The sequence below is a fragment of the Actinacidiphila sp. DG2A-62 genome, from assembly GCF_035825295.1.
In the GTDB taxonomy this organism is placed as follows: domain Bacteria; phylum Actinomycetota; class Actinomycetes; order Streptomycetales; family Streptomycetaceae; genus Actinacidiphila.
This window is the reverse complement of the sequence record NZ_JAYMGI010000002.1, coordinates 1,909,585-1,927,385: the sequence shown is the minus strand read 5'-3', so window position 1 is coordinate 1,927,385 and position 17,801 is coordinate 1,909,585. Positions and strand designations below refer to the sequence as shown.

General features: G+C 75.7%; 11 protein-coding genes and 3 pseudogenes. 10 read left to right on the top strand and 4 right to left on the bottom strand.

Annotation, left to right across the window (positions count from 1 at the left end; genetic code table 11):
• Positions 1-133: 133 nt before the first annotated feature.
• On the top strand, positions 134-1,654 hold the full coding sequence (locus VSR01_RS08530) for an aminotransferase class V-fold PLP-dependent enzyme (RefSeq protein ID WP_442785419.1): 1,521 nt from the start codon (positions 134-136) through the stop codon (positions 1,652-1,654).
• A 76-nt stretch (positions 1,655-1,730) separates the two neighbouring features.
• On the opposite strand, the gene VSR01_RS08525 is transcribed toward VSR01_RS08530, so the two are convergent.
• Both VSR01_RS08525 and VSR01_RS08520 read right to left on the bottom strand, forming a co-directional pair.
• The gene (locus tag VSR01_RS08525) at positions 1,731-2,012 is read right to left on the bottom strand and encodes an Lrp/AsnC family transcriptional regulator (RefSeq protein WP_326448646.1); all 282 of its coding nucleotides are present in this window, start codon (positions 2,010-2,012) and stop codon (positions 1,731-1,733) included.
• Positions 2,009-2,787 (bottom strand): annotated as a pseudogene (locus VSR01_RS08520) (rhomboid family intramembrane serine protease). Before VSR01_RS08520 ends, VSR01_RS08525 begins: the two are co-directional and overlap by 4 nt.
• A 322-nt stretch (positions 2,788-3,109) precedes the next feature.
• On the opposite strand from VSR01_RS08520, the pseudogene VSR01_RS08515 reads away from it, so the two are divergent.
• The 5 genes and pseudogenes from VSR01_RS08515 to VSR01_RS08495 all read left to right on the top strand — a co-directional run bounded on the left by VSR01_RS08515 (position 3,110) and on the right by VSR01_RS08495 (position 10,073).
• Positions 3,110-4,422: pseudogene (locus VSR01_RS08515) on the top strand (NYN domain-containing protein).
• 289 nt (positions 4,423-4,711) lie between these two features.
• Positions 4,712-5,743 carry a C40 family peptidase gene (locus tag VSR01_RS08510; protein ID WP_326448645.1) on the top strand — a complete coding sequence of 344 codons (1,032 nt, stop codon included), beginning with the start codon at positions 4,712-4,714 and terminating at the stop codon, positions 5,741-5,743.
• A 218-nt stretch (positions 5,744-5,961) separates the two neighbouring features.
• Positions 5,962-7,029 carry a C40 family peptidase gene (locus VSR01_RS08505; RefSeq protein WP_326448644.1) on the top strand — a complete coding sequence of 356 codons (1,068 nt, stop codon included), beginning with the start codon at positions 5,962-5,964 and terminating at the stop codon, positions 7,027-7,029.
• A gap of 510 nt (positions 7,030-7,539) precedes the next feature.
• Entirely contained in the window at positions 7,540-8,796 is a 1,257-nt protein-coding gene (locus tag VSR01_RS08500; RefSeq protein WP_326448643.1) for a hypothetical protein, read from the top strand.
• Positions 8,793-10,073, top strand: a complete 1,281-nt coding sequence (locus tag VSR01_RS08495; RefSeq protein ID WP_326448642.1) for a M48 family metallopeptidase — start codon at positions 8,793-8,795, stop codon at positions 10,071-10,073. The genes VSR01_RS08500 and VSR01_RS08495 overlap by 4 nt, the downstream gene beginning before the upstream one ends.
• Positions 10,074-10,160: 87 nt before the next feature.
• Here the strand turns inward: VSR01_RS08495 and VSR01_RS08490 are convergent, their stop codons facing one another.
• On the bottom strand, positions 10,161-11,474 hold the full coding sequence (locus VSR01_RS08490) for a glycosyltransferase 87 family protein (protein WP_442785418.1): 1,314 nt from the start codon (positions 11,472-11,474) through the stop codon (positions 10,161-10,163).
• A 103-nt stretch (positions 11,475-11,577) separates the two neighbouring features.
• On the opposite strand from VSR01_RS08490, the gene VSR01_RS08485 reads away from it, so the two are divergent.
• Positions 11,578-12,708, top strand: a complete 1,131-nt coding sequence (locus tag VSR01_RS08485; protein ID WP_326448641.1) for a glycosyltransferase family 4 protein — start codon at positions 11,578-11,580, stop codon at positions 12,706-12,708.
• A 27-nt stretch (positions 12,709-12,735) separates the two neighbouring features.
• Here VSR01_RS08485 and VSR01_RS08480 read toward each other — a convergent pair whose 3' ends face one another.
• Positions 12,736-14,556, bottom strand: coding sequence for an AMP-dependent synthetase/ligase (locus tag VSR01_RS08480; RefSeq protein WP_326448640.1), 1,821 nt, complete (start codon positions 14,554-14,556; stop codon positions 12,736-12,738).
• Positions 14,557-14,841: 285 nt separating this feature from the next.
• Between VSR01_RS08480 and VSR01_RS08475 the strand changes: the two are divergent.
• The 3 genes and pseudogenes from VSR01_RS08475 to VSR01_RS08465 form a co-directional block, all read left to right on the top strand.
• A pseudogene (locus VSR01_RS08475) lies at positions 14,842-15,282 on the top strand (SRPBCC family protein); the annotation flags it as partial.
• 174 nt (positions 15,283-15,456) lie between these two features.
• Entirely contained in the window at positions 15,457-17,082 is a 1,626-nt protein-coding gene (locus VSR01_RS08470; protein WP_442785417.1) for an ArsA-related P-loop ATPase, read from the top strand.
• Positions 17,083-17,389: 307 nt separating this feature from the next.
• Complete coding sequence (locus VSR01_RS08465; RefSeq protein ID WP_326448639.1) at positions 17,390-17,794, top strand: DUF5304 family protein; 405 nt, start codon at positions 17,390-17,392, stop codon at positions 17,792-17,794.
• Positions 17,795-17,801: the final 7 nt, after the last annotated feature.

Here is a 17,801-nt window from a genome sequence, read left to right as displayed (position 1 = left end):
ATAGGGCCTTCAGGCCCCGGTTCTGCGTCTTCTCCGCACTTCCGTCCGTCGACTCGATTCCGCACCGCCCCGCTGTGCCGCGCCGTAGCGCCGGCGGGCGCACCCTCGCATGCCTTCCTCCGGGAGTTCCGCCGTGACCGTCACCACCACCGCCACCCCCTCCGCCGCCACCGTCTCCGGCACCGTCTCCAGCACCGCCGCCGTGCCCGCCGCGCTGTCCGCCCCCGCGGCGCCGGCCGCGGCCTCCGCCGCCGCGCCCGCCGGCGCCGCCGAACCCGCCTGTTCCGACCCCTGCCGCGACGTCTCCGACCCCGCCTGCCGGGCCCCGCTGCCGGTGCTCGGCCGGGACGTGTCCGTGCCGCTGGTGACCGGCGGCACCGTCACGTACGCCGCGCTCGACTACGCCGCCAGCGCCCCCGCCCTCCAGCGGGTCTGGGACGACGTGGCCGCCTACGCGCCGTACTACGGCAGCGTCCACCGCGGCGCCGGCTACCTCTCGCAGCTGTCCACCGACCTGTTCGAGCAGAGCCGGGCCACCGTCGCGGAGTTCCTCGGCTGCCGCCCCGGCGACCAGGTGCTCTTCACCCGCTCCACCACCGACTCGCTGAACCTGCTGGCCGCCGCTCTCCCGGCCGGCACCCGCGTCTACGTCTTCGAGACCGAGCACCACGCCGCGCTGCTGCCCTGGCAGCGGGCGACCGACGCCGAGGTGGTGTGCCTGGCCGCGCCGCGTACCCCGGAGCAGGCGGTGGCCGCGCTCGACGTGGCCCTGCACGGTGCGCCCAAGGGCCCGAAGCTGGTGTGCGTCACCGGCGCGTCCAACGTCACCGGCGAGCTGTGGCCGGTGCGCGAACTGGCCGCCGCCGCGCACCGGCACGGCGCCCGGATCGTGCTGGACGCGGCCCAGCTGGCCCCGCACCACCCGGTGGACGTGGCCGCGCTGGACGTGGACTGGGTCGCCTTCTCCGGCCACAAGCTCTACGCGCCGTTCGGCTCCGGCGTGCTGGCCGGCCGCCCGGACTGGCTGCGCGAGGCGGAGCCGTACCTGGCCGGCGGCGGCGCCACCCGTACCGTCACGCGCGGCGCGGACGGCCGGGTCGACGTCGAGTGGCACGACGGCGCCGCCCGCCACGAGGCCGGCTCGCCCAACGTCATCGGCGCGTACGCCATCGCCTCGGCCTGCCGGGCGCTGCGCGACGCCGGCTTCGAGGCGCTGGTGGAACGCGAACGGGCGCTGCTGGCACGGCTGCTGGACGGGCTCGGGGAGATCGGCGCGGTGCGGGTGCTGTCGCTGTTCGGTCCCGGCGCGCCCCGGGTCGGCGTGGTCTCGTTCGTCGTGGACGGCTGGAACAGCTCGCACTTCGCCGCCGCGCTGTCCGCCGAGCACGGCATCGGGGTGCGTGACGGCCTGTTCTGCGCGCACCCGCTGGTGCGCGTGCTGCTGGACTCCGACCCGGGCGAGCCGGGGGAGTGCGGGGCGCCCGACGCGGCGCCCGGCGAGCGCTCGCTGAACGCGATCCGGGTCAGCTTCGGCGCCGGCACCCCGGTCGAGCACGTCGACCGCTTCGTGGCCGCGGTGCGCACCCTGGTCAGGGACGGCGCGGCGTGGCGCTACACCACCGAGGGCGGGCGCTGCGTGCCGCAGAAGGACTGAGCGGCTGCGGGGATCCCGGTCGTCGGGCCCGGCGGGCGGGCGGGGTCCCCGGGCTCTTCGGAGCCGGTGGGACCGGTCAGGAGTCGAGGCCGATCGCGAACGCCGCCTCCAGGTCGTGCTGGCTGTAGGTGCGGAACGCGACGTGGGTGTCGGTGGCCTCGACGCCGGGGATCTTGCTGATCCGGCCCGGGATGATGTCCGCGAGGTCGTCGTGCCGGGCCACCCGCACCAGCGCGATCAGGTCGTATCCGCCGGTCACCGAGTAGACCTCGCTCACATGGTCGAGCGCCGCGATCGCCTCGGCGATCTCCGGGATGCGGTCGACAGACGTCTTGATGAGCACGATCGCGGTGATCACGGCTGGATGTCTCCTTGGGTCGGCCCGATGACGACGCTCACCTTACGCCGTGGCCGGTAGCAGGCCCACGCGCACAGGAAGCCGAAGGCGAAGCCCACCACGTGCGCCAGGTACGCGACGCCCGGGCCGCCCTTCGCGGTCTGCGCCGCCAGCCACTGCAGCACGAACCAGAAGCCCAGCACCACCCACGCGGGGAACCGCAGCGGGATGAAGAACAGGAACGGGAACAGGCTGGTCACCCGGGCCCTCGGATAGAGGTAGAGGTACGCGCCCAGCGCCCCGGAGATCGCGCCGGACGCGCCGACCAGGCTCTGTGTGTCGCCCGGGTGCCCGAGCGCGAAGCCGTACGTCGCCAGATACCCCGCGGCCAGGTAGAACAGCGCGAACCGGGTGCGGCCCATGCGGTTCTCCACGTTGTCGCCGAAGACGTAGAGGAAGAGCATGTTGCCGATCAGGTGCAGCCAGCCGCCGTGCAGGAACATCGCGGTGAGCACCGAGAAGAACGGCGACTTCCAGCCGTCGTGCGGCGCCGGGCAGCCGGCGGCAGCGGCAGCCTCGACACCGGCAGCCGGCCGTGGAACAGCTCGGCGGGGATCACCCCCCACCGGTCGAAGTACACCGCCTGCCGGCAGGCCAGCGCATGCCCGCCGCCGTAGGCGGGGATGAAGCCGGACAGCGGGCCGAGCAGGAACACCGCGGTGCACAGGCCGATCAGCGTGTACGTCACCACCGGCGTGCGGCGGACCGGGTTCTTGTCGTGCACCGGGATGACCATGCACCGATCATGACGGACCGGGCACAACGGGCAAAAACCGCCTCGCCGCACCGCGCGGGCCTCCGAGGCCGTAGGGTGACCGAACGTGCGGTTCGAGGCAGGTTTCACACCTCTTGCGGGGACAATGGAGGCGACGGCTCGTCGTACGGGTCTCCGCGGAGACCCGCACGACAGGCCCTAGGGGGGACCGACGGGCGGCGGCCGGAGGATCGAAGGGGGCCGGGAGGACGCCGGGAAGCGACAGGAGTGACGCGTGGACGACAGCGACGGCGAGCCGGCCGCCGAGGCGGGCGCACCGCGGGCGGCGGGCGACAGCGAGCCGGTGCTCGACCGCCCGCTGCCCGAAGGCGTGCGCCACCGCGTCGTGACGATCGCCGCCGACGCCTTCGGCGGCTTCACCTTCCCCGAACTGCCCGTCTCGCTGCGCCCCTACGCCCGCTTCACGCCCTCGCGGCGGGTGAAGTACGCCGCGACCGCGCTCGCCGCGGCGCTGGAGTCCGACGCCGCCTTCCGGCAGAAGGTCGCCTCCCGGCTGCGCGAGGCGCAGCCGGAGCTGACCGGCGCGCTCGACGCGGGCACCCCGCCGCCGGCCGCCGACCCGCTGGACGTGGCCGCCGCCGCCTACCTGCTGCGGCCGGCGGCTGGGCCAAGCTCGTGGCCACCGCCGGCGAGGAGGCGCAGCGCGCCGACGCCGAACGCGCCGACGAGGAGACGCTGCGCGAGGTCGCCCGGCTGCGCGCCGAGGTCGAGTCCTTGCAGGAGCAGGCGCGCGGCGACGCCGCCCGGGCCCGCGCCGAACTCGACGCCGCCCGCAAGGACGGCGACGCGCTGCACCGCAAACTGCGCGCCGCGCTCAGCGACATGAAGCGCGCCGAGGCCGCCCAGCGCAAGGTGCAGACCGAACTGGACGAGCTGCGCGCCGCCGCCGCCCACGAGCGCGCCGCGGCCGAGAGCGAGGCCCGCAGACTGCGCACCCGGCTCGCCGAGGCCGAGGCCGCGGTCGAGGCCGGCCGCCGCTCGGCCAGGGAGGGCCGCGGCGTCGCCGACGTACGGCTGCGGCTGCTGCTGGACACGGTGCTGGACGCCGCCTCCGGGCTGCGCCGCGAACTGGCCCTGCCGCCGCGCGACTCCATGGCGGTGCGCCCCGCCGACACCGTCGACGCGGTGGCCCCCGGCCAGTTCAGCGCCCGCGACATCGCCACCCGCGCGCTGTCCGAGACCGATCCGGCGCTGCTCGACCAGCTGCTCGCGCTGCCGCAGGCCCACCTGGTGGTCGACGGCTACAACGTCACCAAGACCGGCTATCCCGCGCTGCCGCTGGAGAAGCAGCGGCTGCGGCTGCTCGGGGGCCTGGCCGTGCTGGCCGCGCAGACCCGCGCCGAGGTCACTTGCGTCTTCGACGGCGCGGACCTGGACGCGCCGGTGCTGCTCGCGCCGCCGCGCGGGGTGCGGGTGCTGTTCTCCAAGGCCGGCGAGACCGCGGACGAGCTGATCCGCCGGCTGGTGCGCGCCGAGCCGCCCGGCCGGCAGATCGTGGTGGTCTCCGCGGACCGCGAGGTCGCCGACGGCGTCGCCCGCGCCGGCGCCCGCCCGGTCGCCTCCACGCTGCTGCTCAAGCGCCTCGCCCGCGGCTGACCCACGATGTCCGCTCATCGTCCGATTCGGTGCGAACGCCCGTGGATGACACGGCTGTTCGGGCTTCGTACGGCACTGTGCGTCGCGATCGGCTCACCGCCCGTACGGCTGCCGTAAATAATGTGCGAACCGGTCGAGATTTTGCCTACAAGGATTTGAACCGATCACAGATGGGTCACTAGGGTCAGGCGTCGAACCTCCGCGCAGTCGATCATCCAACCCGGATGACGCTCGGGGGCCGCCCGCCAGTGAACCGGTAGGCGGCTGAAGGAAGAAGGAGATCGCCTTCGTGGCGTCCCACCGTCGTCCCAAGCCGGCAAGCCGCACGCGCGTGACCGTGCTGACCGCGACCGCTGCGGCGGCCGTCGCCCTCTCCGCCCAGGCCGCCAACGCGGCCCCCGCCAAGCAGTCCGTCAAGGACGCCAAGGCCAAGGTGGACGCCCTCTACACGCAGGCGGAGCAGGCGACCGAGAAGTACGACGCGGCCAACGAGAAGCTTTCTACCCTCCAGAAGGACGCATCAACCCTTCAGGACCAGGTGGCGCGGCAGCAGCAGCACCTCAACGCGCTGCGGGACAGCCTCGGCACGATCGCCGCCTCGCAGTACCGCAGCGGCGGCGTCGACCCGACGATCCAGCTCTTCCTCTCCTCGAACCCGGACAGCTACCTGGACAAGGCCACCGCGCTGGACCAGTTGACGTCCCTGCAGGCCAGCTCGCTCGACCAGCTCCAGGACGCCAAGCGCACGCTGGACCAGGAGCGCGCCGAGGCCACCGCGAAGCTCACCGAACTCCAGAGCACCCGCGCGGAGTTGGCCAAGCGCAAGGCCGAGGCCAAGACCAAGCTCTCGCAGGCGCGGGCCGTGCTGAACTCGCTGACCGCCGCCCAGCGCGCCGAGATGGACCGGCAGGACGCGATAGCCGCCAGCCGGGCCAGCTCCCGGGTCGACCTCGGCGACGCGAAGGCCGCCACCGCGCGCGCCCAGGCCGCGTTCACCGCCGCGCAGTCCAAGATCGGCGACCCGTACGTCTACGGCGCCACCGGACCCGGCTCGTTCGACTGCTCCGGCCTCACCTCCTGGGCCTACAGCCAGGCGGGCGTGTCCATCCCGCGCACCTCGCAGGAGCAGGCCAACGCCGGCACCCGCATCTACAACGCCTCCCAGCTCGGCGTCGGCGACCTGGTGATCTTCTACGGCGACTACCACCATGTCGGCCTCTACGCCGGCAACGGCATGGTCCTGCACGCGCCGAAGCCCGGCGCGTCGGTGCGGTACGAGGCCATGAGCGACATGCCCTTCGAGTTCGGCGTCCGCATCTGACCCCGTCCGGCCCCATCCGGCCCCGTCCGAACCCTGGTCGGCGTCCGGCGGCGTGACGGTCCGCGGCACGCCCGGGCGGGGTACGGCGTACGGGTGACGCGGGGGCGCCCCGCAGGGCCCCGCGCCCGCGTGTGACCTGCGGCGGGGACGCACCGTCCGGATGTACGAGCGGGCAGGTCTTTGTACAGCGTGCCACGGCATGGCTACTGTCTGCTGCCGTGGTCTCGCATCGACGTACCCCTCAGCCCGGGCTGGCCGCCCGCACCACCCGCGTGACCGTGCTGTCCGCCGCGGCCGCCTCCGCGGCGCTGGCCGGCACCGCCGCCCAGCGGGCCGCCGCCGACCCCGGCGCCGCTCCCCAGGACACCGCGACGCGCATCGACGGCCTCTACCAGCAGGCCGAGCAGGCCACCCAGCGCTACGACGCCGCCCAGGAGCGCACCCGCCAGCTGCGCGCCGACCTCACCGCGCTGGAGGACCGCGCCGCCGCCACGCAGCAGCGCGTCAACGAACTGCGCGACGAGATGGGCGTGCTGGCCGCCTCGCAGTACCGCGAGGGCGCGATCGACCCGACGCTCGCGCTGCTGCTCTCCGACGACCCGGCGGACTTCCTCGACCGGGCGTCCGCGATCGACCGGCTCGGCGGGCAGCAGGGCGAGCGGCTGCGACAGCTCCAGGAGGCCGAGCGCGGACTGCGCCAGCAGCGCGGCCAGGCCACGCAGAAGCTCGCGGACCTCCGCCGGACCGGCGCGCAGCTGGCCGCGCGCAAGCGGGACGTCCAGCGGGCGCTGGTGGCCGCGCGGGCGCTCCTGCGCACGCTGCCGCCCGCGCAGCGCGCCGCCTACGCGGCGGGCGATCCCTACGGGGACCCGCGCGCCTCCCGCGACCGGGGCGCGGGCCTTCCCGACCTCGCGCACCTCGGGGACCTGCCGGCGCCGTCCGGGCGGGCGGCCCTCGCGGTCGCCGCGGCCCGCCGGGCGATCGGCGCGCCCTACGTCTGGGGGGCGACCGGGCCCAACGCGTTCGACTGCTCCGGGCTGATGCAGTACGCCTACCGGCGGGCGGGGGTGTCGCTGCCGCGGACGTCGCAGGAGCAGATGAACGCGGGGGTGCGGGTGCCTTTGAGCCAGGCGCGGCCCGGCGATCTGGTCATCTACCGGGCCGACGCGAGCCACGTCGCGATGTACATCGGCGGCGGGCGGGTCATCCACGCGCCCTACCCGGGCGCCCGGGTCCGCGTCGACCGGGTCGACATGATGCCCGTCACCGCCGTGACCCGCCCCTGAGCCCGCCCCCCGCGCCGGACGTCAGCTCCCGTGCGTCAGCCCGACGCCGGGCGCCCAGACCAGGGCCGCGGCCCCTGCCCGTCAGCTGGGCGCTGGACCTTAACCCGGGGTGCACCCCCCGCCCGTCAGCTTGGCGCTGGGCCTGTTTTTCAGGGGCGCGGGGAACTGCGCGACCAGCCATCTGCGGCCCGCAGGTCGTCACCGTCCCGAAGGGGCAGATCGGTCCGATCCGGACCTCCCCCAGAGCTTCGCCTGGGAGGCACCCCCAGCCGGTGGGTGGTTGCTCGCGCAGTTCCCCGCGCCCCTGGGGTTGAAGTCCAGCGCCGAGCCGGCGGGCAAGTGGCCGCGCTCCTGGGATTAAGGTCCAGCGCCGAGCGGGCGGGCAGGGGTGCGCCCCGGGGTGAGGTTCAGCGCCGAGCTGAGGGGCTGGGGGTGCGCCCCGGGGGGAGGTGCAGCGCCGGGCTGAGGGCAGCGCCGGGCTGAGGGCAGCGCCGAGCGTAGGATCGGGGGATGCGTGGGGTGCGCCGCGGGACGCGGTGGGTGGTCGGCGCGGCGCTCGCCGCAAGCGTGGCGGCAGGCTGCACCGGGGGCGGCGCAACCCCCGGAAAGAGCGCGGCCCAGCGCTCGGACACCGCCGCGATCGAGCGCCTGCTGACCGCCAGGTCCCACGCCGTCGTGACGCACGACAGCGCCGCGTTCGACCGCGGCCTGGACCCGAGGGCGACTCGCTTCACCGCCGCGCAGCGCCAGGTCTTCGCCGACCTCGCCGACGTACCCCTCGCGTCGTGGTCGTACCGCGTGGTGCGGACCGGTCCGGCCGCTTTCCGGCTGCCCGCCGCCGTGGACGGCGCCCACCGCACCGCCGCCGAGGTCCGGCTGAGCTACCGGCTGCGCGGCTACGACGCCCAGCCGGTGGTCTCCACCGCGTACCTGACGTTCGACCGGCGCGGCGGCCGGTGGTACCTCGCCGCCGACGACGACGGGAACGCCTCCGGCCACCGCACCGACGTCCAGCTGTGGGACCAGGGCCGCGTCCGGGTCGTCCGCGGCGCGCACAGCCTGGTGCTGGGCCTCGGCGACCCCGCGCGGCTGCGCGAGTACGCCGCCGACGCGGACCGCGCGGTGCCGGAGGTCACCCACGCGTGGGGCGCGGACTGGCCCGGCACGGTGGTCGTCGAGGCGCCGGAGACCGAGGCGCAGCTGACCGCGCTGCTGGGCGGGGGCGCGGACACGTACCAGGACATCGCCGCGGTCACCACAGGCGAGGCGGGCGTCGGCCCGGGCGCGCCGGCCGACCGGGTGGTGGTCAACCCCGCCGCGTTCGGCGAGCTGTCGGCGTTCGGCCGGCAGGCCGTGCTGACCCATGAGACCACCCACGTGGCCACGCGCGCCGCGACCACCGCGCACACCCCGCTGTGGCTCTCCGAGGGCATCGCCGACTGGGTCGCCTACCGCGACGCCGGTCGCACCGCGCGCGAGATCGCCCCGGAGCTGGCCGCGGACGTCCGTGCCGGACGCCTGCCGGCGGCGCTCCCCGGCGCCGCCGACTTCCGCCCGCGGGCGGCGGATCTCGCCCAGGCGTACGAGGGCGGCTGGCTCGCCTGCCGGATGGTCGCCGACCAGTGGTCGCCGCAGACCCTCGTCGCCTTCTACCGGGCCGTCGCCCGCGGCGGCGACCTGGACGCGCGGCTGCGCGCGGCGCTCGGCATCGGCCTCACCGAGTTCACCGCGCGCTGGCACACCTACCTCAAGGAGGAGCTGGCGTGACCTTGCCCCCGGCTGAGTCCCCGCTCCCCGACGACGATTCCGCGACCCCGCAGGACTCCGCGACCCCGCAGGACCCCGCGGTCCGGGACGACTCCGCGGTCCCGGACGACTCCGCGGTCCCGGACGACTCCGAAGTCCGGGACGAACCCCGGGACGCCGCCGGCGACTTCAGCGCCGAGGAGGTGGCGCGGGGGCGGGCGCTGCGGCGCGGCGTCGTGCCGGTGGCGCTCGCGGACTCGGCGGCCGGCTTCGCGCTGACCGCGGCCCTCGGGCTGACGCCGGGCGGCGCCGGGCTGGTCGGGGCGTTCGGCGGGGCCTGGTGGGCGCGGGTGGTGGGCGCGGCGGTGACGCTGGTGCTGCTGCCGTTCGTGCTCGGCCTGCCGTTCGCGGCCCGCGGCCGGGTGGTACGGGCCCGGTTCGGCCTGGTCACGCAGGGCTGGCGGGGCTGGGCCGTCGACCAGCTGCGCGGCCTGCTGATCTCGCTGCCGCTGCTGCTCGGAGCGCTCTTCGCGGTCTACGCGCTGGCCAGCGCCACCCGGCTGTGGTGGCTGTGGGCGGCGCTCGGCGCGGCGGTCGTGACGGTCGTGCTGTCCTTCCTCGCGCCGCTGCTCTTCGAGCCGTTGTTCAACCGCTTCACGCCGATGCCGCCGGGGGAGCTGCGCGACGCCCTGCTCGCGCTCGCCGCGCGGGACGGCGTCGCGGTCCGCGACGTGCTGGTGGCCGACGCCTCCCGCCGTACCACCGCCTTGAACGCGTACGTCTCCGGCTTCGGCAGGACCCGCCGCATCGTCGCCTACGACACGCTGCTGACCACCGCGGCGCCGCGCGAGGTCGAACTGGTCGTGGCGCACGAGCTGGGGCACGTGGTGCACCGGGACGTGCCGCGCGGCACCCTGCTGGGCGCGCTCGGCGCCGGGCTCGGGGTGTGCGTCCTGGCCGCGGTGGTCACATGGGGGCCGCTGCTGGACGCGGCGGGCGTGGACCGGTTCGCCGACCCGCGCTCGGCGTGGCTGCTCGCCGCGGTCGCCGCGCTCGGCGGCGCGCTGTTCGGGCCGCTCGGCCGGGCGCTGAGCCGCCGGGTGGAGCGCCGCGCCGACCTGCACGCGCTGCACCTGACCGGCGCGCCCGAGGAGTTCATCGCGATGCAGCGGCGGCTGACGGTCGCCAACGTCGCCGATCCCGATCCGCCGCGGCTGCTGCACCTGCTGCTGTCCACGCACCCCGCGCCGGCCGCGCGGATCGCGATGGCCAGGACCCAGCCGGCCGGACGGCCGTAGCGGCGCGGCCCGCGGTCACCGGGCGGCCCGCGGTAGCGGCGCGGCCCGCGGTCGCGGCGCGGTTCGCGGTCGCGGCGCGGCCCGCGGTCACCGCACGAATCGCCGCTCAGCGCGAGGTGCTGAGCGCGGACGCCGAGGCGGGGCCGGCAGCGGCGTCGCCGACGCGGACCGGTCGGCCGCCGCGCCCGGCCCGGTCGCCCGCCACAGCCGGCGGCAGGCCAGCAGCGACGCGGCGACCAGCAGCGCGTTGCGGACCGCGATGAGCAGCACGCCCCACGCGGTGCTCGCCGTCACCTCCTGGAAGAACAGCGGGAACTCCAGCGTGGTGAAGAGCGTCGCGGCCAGGGTCAGCAGCACCGGGAGCCGCTGGCAGCTGCCGCGCACGGTCACGCACACCGCGCCCGCGCCGATCAGCCACACCATGTACTGCGGGCTGATCACCCGGCTGGTGGTGGTGAACACCAGCAGCGCGGTGAACGCCGCGTCGTAGGGCGTCGCCGCGGTGAACGTACGGGCGCGCAGCCGCCACCACAGCAGCCAGCCGAAGCCGGCCACGCTCAGGCCCAGCGCGGCCAGGCTCACCGCGTGCACGTGCGGGCCGAGGAACTCCATCGAGCCGTAGTTCATCCGCACCGTGCCGTGCCAGCCGGCGTGCCGCCCGAGGTGGAAGACCAGCGCGCCCAGCGACTCGACCTCGGTGCCGCGGTCGCGCTGCATGGTCAGGAACGACAGCGAGCCGGACATGGTCAGCGCGAACAGCGTCAGCAGCCCGGCCGCCGTGCCGGCCGCCGCGGTCCACGCACGCCGGGTCGGCCGGCCCGGCGGGGTGCCGACCAGCAGCAGCACCGGCCACACCTTCAGCAGCGCGCCCACCGCGGCCAGCGCCCCGCCCAGCCGCGGTCGCCGGGGCAGCGCCAGCATCGCGGCCACCGCCACCGCGGTGACCAGCACGTCGTAGCGCGCGTACACCAGCGGCCCGAGCAGCGCGACGCCCGCCGTCCACACCCACGCCCCCGCGGCCCGCCCCGACCGGCGCGCGTCGCGCAGCAACGCCGCGAGCACGCCCGCGTCCGCGAGGAACGCCAGGCAGAAGAAGCCGGTGGTGTACGACACCAGCGGCAGCGCGGCCGGCGCGGCCATCACCGCGGCGGCGCCCGGCGGGTACTGCCACGTCACGTCGTGCGCGGGGAACGTCCCGTGCCGCAGCACCGCGAACCACGGCTCGTACACGTGCGACACGTCGTTGAGGATCACCTGCTTGGGCAGGCGGAACACCTTGAAGACGAACACCAGCATCGCGGCCCTGGTCACCGCCCACACCGCGAGGATCCGTCCGGCCGACGGCCGCCTCGCCGACGGCCGTTCCACACTTTTGTCAGCTTTTGTCACGCAACGCATCATGCGTCGCGCCCCGCCCCGATGCCCGCACGAACGCGACCCCCGCCCCCACCCGGGTGAACGCCCCACGCCACCCGGCGCGGGGAAGCGGGTACTGTCGGCCGGGATGGACAAGACGCTGATCGTCACCAACGACTTCCCGCCCAGGCCCGGGGGCATCCAGTCCTTCGTGCACAGCATGGCGCTGCGGCTCGACCCCGGCCGGGTGGTGGTGTACTGCTCGACGTGGAAGGACCGCGAGGAGGTCGCGCGGTTCGACGCGGAGCAGCCGTTCCCCGTGATCAGGGACCGCACCCAGATGCTGCTGCCGGTGCCGCGGGTGAACCGGCGGGCCGCGGCCCTGCTGCGCGAGCACGGCTGCACCTCGGTGTGGTTCGGCGCCGCCGCGCCGCTCGGGCTGATGGCCCCCGCGCTGCGCGCGGCCGGCGCCCGGCGACTGGTGGCCACCACCCACGGGCACGAGGCCGGCTGGGCGCAACTGCCCGGCAGCAGGCGGCTGTTGCGGCGGATCGGCGACGGCGTCGACACCGTGACCTACCTGGGCGAGTACACCCGCTCGCGGATCGCGCCCGCGCTCGGTCCGCGGGCGGCTAAGCGGATGGTCCAACTGCCGCCCGGCGTCGACGAGAAGACCTTCCACCCCGGCTCCGGCGGCGCGGCGGTGCGGGCCGCGCTGGGCCTGTCCGACCGGCCGGTGGTGGTGTGCGTGTCGCGGCTGGTGCCGCGCAAGGGCCAGGACACGCTGATCCTCGCGCTGCCGCGCGTCCTGCGCGAGTTCCCCGACGCCGTGCTGCTGATCGTCGGCGGCGGGCCGTACCGCCGCGACCTGGAGCGGCTGGCCGAACGCACCGGCGTGGCCGCGTCGGTCCGCTTCACCGGCCCGGTGCCGTGGAAGGACCTGCCCGCGCACTTCGGCGCCGGCGACGTCTTCGCGATGCCCTGCCGCACCCGCCGCGGCGGCCTGGACGTCGAGGGCCTCGGCATCGTCTACCTGGAGGCGTCCGCCACCGGCCTGCCGGTCGTCGCCGGCGACTCCGGGGGCGCGCCGGACGCGGTGCTGGACGGCGAGACCGGCTGGGTGGTCCGCGGCGGCTCCGGCGAGCAGACCGCCGAGCGGGTGCTGACGCTGCTGCGCGACCCCGAACTGCGCGCCCGCATGGGCGAACGCGGCCGCGCCTGGGTCGAGGAGTCCTGGCGCTGGGACCTGCTGGCGACCCGGCTGACGTCCCTGCTGTAGGGGTTCACGCGCGGTGTCGCGGTGGGGCTACCCGCGCGGCGCCGCGTACAGCGCCTCGATCTCGTCCGCGAAATCGCTGGCCACCACGTTCCGCTTGAGCTTCAGCGACGGCGTGAGGTGGCCGGACTCCTCGGTGAACTGGCCGGGCAGGATGCGGAACCTGCGCACCGACTCCGCCTTGGAGACCGCCGCGTTGCCCACGTCCACCGCCTGCTGCACCGCGGCCAGCAGGTCCGGGTCCGCGGCCAGTTCGGCGACCGTGCGGCCGGTCTTGCCGTGCTGCTCCGCCCAGTGCGGCAGGAACTCCTCGTCCAGGGTGACCAGCGCGCCCACGAACGGCCGGCCGTCGCCGACCACCATGCACTCGGCGACCAGCGCGTCCGCCCTGATCCGGTCCTCGATCACCGCGGGCGCGACGTTCTTGCCGCCGGCCGTCACGATGATCTCCTTCTTGCGGCCGGTGATCGACAGGTAGCCGTCCTCGTCCAGCGCGCCCAGGTCGCCGGTGTGGAACCAGCCGTCGGCCATCGCCTCCGCGGTCGCCGCGTCGTTGTTCCAGTAGCCGGTGAACAGGTGCTCGCCGTACAGCAGCACCTCGCCGTCGTCGGCGATGCGGACCGTGGAGCCGGGCAGCGGCTGGCCGACCGTGCCGATCTTCGTACGGTCCCAGGGGTTGAACGCGGTCGCCGCGCACGACTCGGTCAGCCCGTAGCCCTCCAGCACGGTGAAGCCGATGCCGCGGTAGAAGTGGCCCAGGCGCTCGCCGAGCGGCGCGCCGCCGGAGATCGCGTGGGTGGCCCGGCCGCCCAGCACCGCGCGCAGCTTGGCGTACACCAGCCGGTCGAAGACGCGGTGCGCCAGCCGCAGCTTCAGCGAGGGGCCGGACGGGGTGTCCAGCGCCAGGCTGTAGTCGATCGCCGTCGCCGCGGCCCGGTCGAAGATCCGGCCCTTGCCGCCGGCCTGGGCGGTGGCCCGCGCGGTGTTGTAGACCTTCTCGAACACCCGCGGCACGCCCAGGATCAGGGTCGGCCGGAAGCCCTGGAGGTCGTCGGTGAGCGTCTTGACGTCCGGCACCAGGCCGAGCCGGATCGGCGCCATCACGCTCGCCACCTCCACCAGCCGGCCGAAGACGTGGGCGAGCGGCAGGAACAGCAGCACCGAGGAGTCGCCGGTGCGGAACAGCGGCGCCAGCCGCTCCACCACGTTGCCGCACTCGGCGAAGAAGCTGCGGTGGCTGAGCACGCAGCCCTTGGGCCGGCCGGTGGTGCCCGAGGTGTAGACGATGGTGGCCGGCGAGTCCGCGCGGGCCGCGCCGGCCCGCTCCTCGGCCGCCGCGTCGGAGACGTCCGTGCCGGCCGCGGCCAGCGCCTCCACCGCGTTCGCGCCGTCGCCGCCCGCGTCGATCCGCCACACGTGCTTCAGCCGCGGCAGCCGCACCCGCACGGACTCCACCGCGTCCTCGTGCGCGGCCGACTCGACCACCACCGCGACGGCGCCGGAGTCGGCGAGGATCCACTCGATCTGGGACGGCGAGGAGGTCTCGTAGACCGGCACGGTCACCGCGCCGGCACTCCACACGGCGAAGTCCAGCAGCGTCCACTCGTACCGGGTGCGCGACATCAGCGCGACGCGGTCGCCCGGCTCCACCCCGGAGGCGATCAGCCCCTTGGCCGCGGCGCGCACCTCGGCGAGGAACGCGCTCGCGGTCACGTCCTGCCAGCCTCCCGCCGGATCCTTGCGGGCGATCACGGGGATGTCCGGGTGCTGCGCGGCGTTGCGGCGGACGAGATCCGTCAGATTGCCGTCCGCCGGGACCTCGTACAGTGCCGGAAGGCTGAACTCACGCAAGGCGACTGCTCCTCATCGGTGCCACGGCGCACCCGGAGGGACGATGGACGGGCTGGACGTTACCCATCGGTAAAGCTCCGGGGATAGGGGGGCTGTACAGATGTTTTCAGCATCACACACGGTACGCCGCGCTACGCCGCGGGTCGGTTCTCCCCGGTTGCCGGGGCGGGCGGTGGAGCGGGCGTCCCGGGTAGGCGTGGCGCGGACTCCGGCGCGATAGCCTTCAGACGGGTCGGCGTCCGGCAGCCGGCAGCACTGGCAGCACCGTTCAGGAGGGCCACGGCCATGGCGGAACACACGAGGTCGAGCATCACGATCGAAGCGGCCCCGGCCGCGGTCATGGGCGTCATCGCCGACTTCGGCCGCTACCCGGAGTGGACCGGCGAGGTCAAGGAGGCCGAGGTGCTGGCCACCGACGCGGCCGGCCGCGCCGAGCAGGTCCGGCTGCTGCTGGACGCGGGCGCGATCCGCGACGACCACACCCTCGCGTACACCTGGGTCGGCGACCACGAGGTGCGCTGGTCGCTGGTCAAGTCGCAGATGCTGCGCACCCTGGACGGCTCGTACGCGCTCGCGCCGCTGGACGGCGGCAGCCGCACCGAGGTCACCTACCAGCTCACCGTCGACGTCAAGATTCCGATGCTCGGGATGATCAAGCGCAAGGCGGAGAAGGTCATCATCGACCGCGCGCTGGCCGGGCTGAAGAAGCGCGTCGAGTCCGGAGCGCCGGACGCCGCGAACGCCGACGCCGCGAACGCCTCCACGGCCGACGCCGCGAACGCCTCGACGGCCGACGCAGCGGTCGCCGACGCCACGACGGCGGGCCGCGACGAGGTCAGCCCGACCAAGACGTCCGGCGGGTCGGCCTGACCGGTGCAAGGGGAACACGACGCGAGGCCCGTGCGGCCGGGTGACGAGACCTCGCCGGGCTCTGCCGTGCCCGGCGGCGGCGTGCCCGTGCGGACGCTGCTCGTCACCGGGGCGGGCGGCGCCGGACGGACGACGGCCGCCGCCGCGACGGCGCTGGCCGCCGCGCGCCGTGGCGCGCGCACGCTGTTGCTGACCGGCGACCGCGCCGTGGTCGACCCGCTGCTGCCGCCCGCCGTGCCCGGCGCCCCCGGCGGGCACGGGAACGGTGACGGAAGCGGGCGGCGCGGCGAGGTCACCGCGACCAGACTGCCGCTGCCGTCGCCGGTCGCCGACGTCGACCTCCTCTACGTGGCCCGCGTCGACCCCGCGGCCTCCTACCGGGCCGGCGCGCTGGACGTGCAGGCCCGGATCGGCAGCCTGCTGGCGATGCTCGGGGCGCCGCCGCTGGATCCCGAGGAGCTGACCGAACTGCCCGGCGCCGAGGCGTTCGCGCTGCTGCGGGCGCTGCGCGAGGCCCGCGCGGTGCCCGCCGAGGGCGGCGGTGCGGGCGGCGACCCGGCCGACGGCCCCGGCGCGCCGCTGCCCGGCGCGGGCTGGGACCTGGTCGTGGTCGACCTGCCGCCGGTCCGCGAGGCGGTCGCGCTGCTCGCGCTGCCCGAGCAGCTGCGCCGCTACCTGCGCCGGCTGCTGCCCGCCGACCGCCAGGCAGCCCGCGCGCTGCGCCCGGTGCTCGCCCAGCTCGCCGGCGTCCCGATGCCGGCGGAGTGGGCGTACGACGCGGCGACCCGCGCCGACCGCGAACTGGCCGCCGTACAGCGGGTGATCGACGCCGCGGGCACCGCCGTCGCGGTGGTCCTCGACCCCTCCGGGCCGTCCGCCGCGGACGTCCTGAGCACCGCGCGCACGGGTCTGGCCCTCCACGGCCACCGGCTCGCGGGCGTCCTCGCGGACCGGGTGCTGCCCACCGGGTCCGCCGACCCTTTCCTCGCGGCCCTGTCCGCGGAGCAGCAGGACGTGCTCACGTCGCTCGCCGCGCAGTGCGCGGAGCGTGCCGGCCACGACGTGCGCGCGGGCCGCGATGGCCACGACGTTCGTGCGGACCGTACCGGCCACGACCCCCGCGCGGGCCGCACCGGCCACGACCCCCGCGCGGGCCGCGATGGCCATGCCCCCCACGCGGACCGCGAGGCCCGTGCGGTCGACGACGGCCACGGCGCCCGCGAGGTCCCGCACCACGAGATCCCGCATTTCGGCCGCGCGCCGCGCACCCCCGCGGATCTGGCCGCGCTCGCGGACGCGCTCGACGCCGCGGGGTGGCCCGCCGGCGCCGCGCCGGGGTTCGGGCACGGCCCTGCCGAAGGCGGGGTCACGGGCGGGGCCGCCGAGCCCGACGCCCCTCGTCCCGACCCCTGGCACGTGGCGGACCGCCTCGCCGCCGAGGGCCACCTCGTCTGGACGCTGCCGCTGCCCGGCGCCGGCCGCGAGGGACTCGACCTGGTGCGCCGCGGCGACGAACTCGTGGTCGACGCGGGCGGTTTCCGCCGTATCGTGCCGCTGCCCTCGGCGCTGCGCCGTTGCACGGTCGCCGGCGCGGCGCTGCGCGACGGCGCGCTGCGGGTCCGCTTCACCCCCGACCCCGGCCTCTGGCCCCGCTGACGAACCGGCCGGCGCACCGGCCGTCAGGATCTGCCGACAGACCCGTCGGCGGACCGACCGACGGATCTGGCGGCGGACCCGCTGCCGGACCGGCCGACGGATCTGGCGGCGGACCCGCTGCCGGACCGGCCGACGGATCGCCGACCGTCTCCGGTGCCGCGCGGGACCCGGGGACCCGGCGGACCCGGCGGACCCGCGCGGCCGGCCCCGCGACCACCTCTGCTCCCGCGGGAGTTCGGGTACCGTCGAAGGGGAGCCGGGGCAAACGCGGCGAGAAGGCGACATGACGTTCCGTGGGGAGCCGAGGATGAGCGAAGCGACGGACCGGCCCGAGCCCGACGCGTGGGCGAAGGCCAGCGCCGAGGACATCGCGGCCGAGCGGGCCCGCAGGCGTGCGGAGGCGGGCGCCGACACGGGCAGCGCCGCGGAGGAGCTGCGCCGGCTCGCCTCGGCCGTGGGGGCCGCGGTGACCGACAAGCTGGCCGCCCTCGACAACCCCGCGGTGCGGATGACGGCCCAGGGCGTCGTCTCCCAGATGCGTTCTGTTGTCGAACCCATCGTGGACCGCAACCCCGACCTCTTCGACCACCTCGCGGCCGCCGGAGCCGAACTCCTGGCGGCCTACCGCTCCGCCGTGGCCGGCGCGGAGGCCCGCTGGACCGCCGGTGAGGGGTCCAAGCGTTCAACGGCTGAACACATCGACCTCGACTGACCCTCAC

Bases quoted from the DNA above. Each gene is read 5' to 3' on its own strand.
- VSR01_RS08465 (WP_326448639.1), top strand. From the start codon at position 17,390: ATGAGCGAAGCGACGGACCGGCCCGAGCCCGACGCGTGGGCGAAGGCC.
- VSR01_RS08500 (WP_326448643.1), top strand. From the start codon at position 7,540: ATGCGTGGGGTGCGCCGCGGGACGCGGTGGGTGGTCGGCGCGGCGCTC.
- VSR01_RS08490 (WP_442785418.1), bottom strand. From the start codon at position 11,474: ATGATGCGTTGCGTGACAAAAGCTGACAAAAGTGTGGAACGGCCGTCG.
- VSR01_RS08485 (WP_326448641.1), top strand. From the start codon at position 11,578: ATGGACAAGACGCTGATCGTCACCAACGACTTCCCGCCCAGGCCCGGG.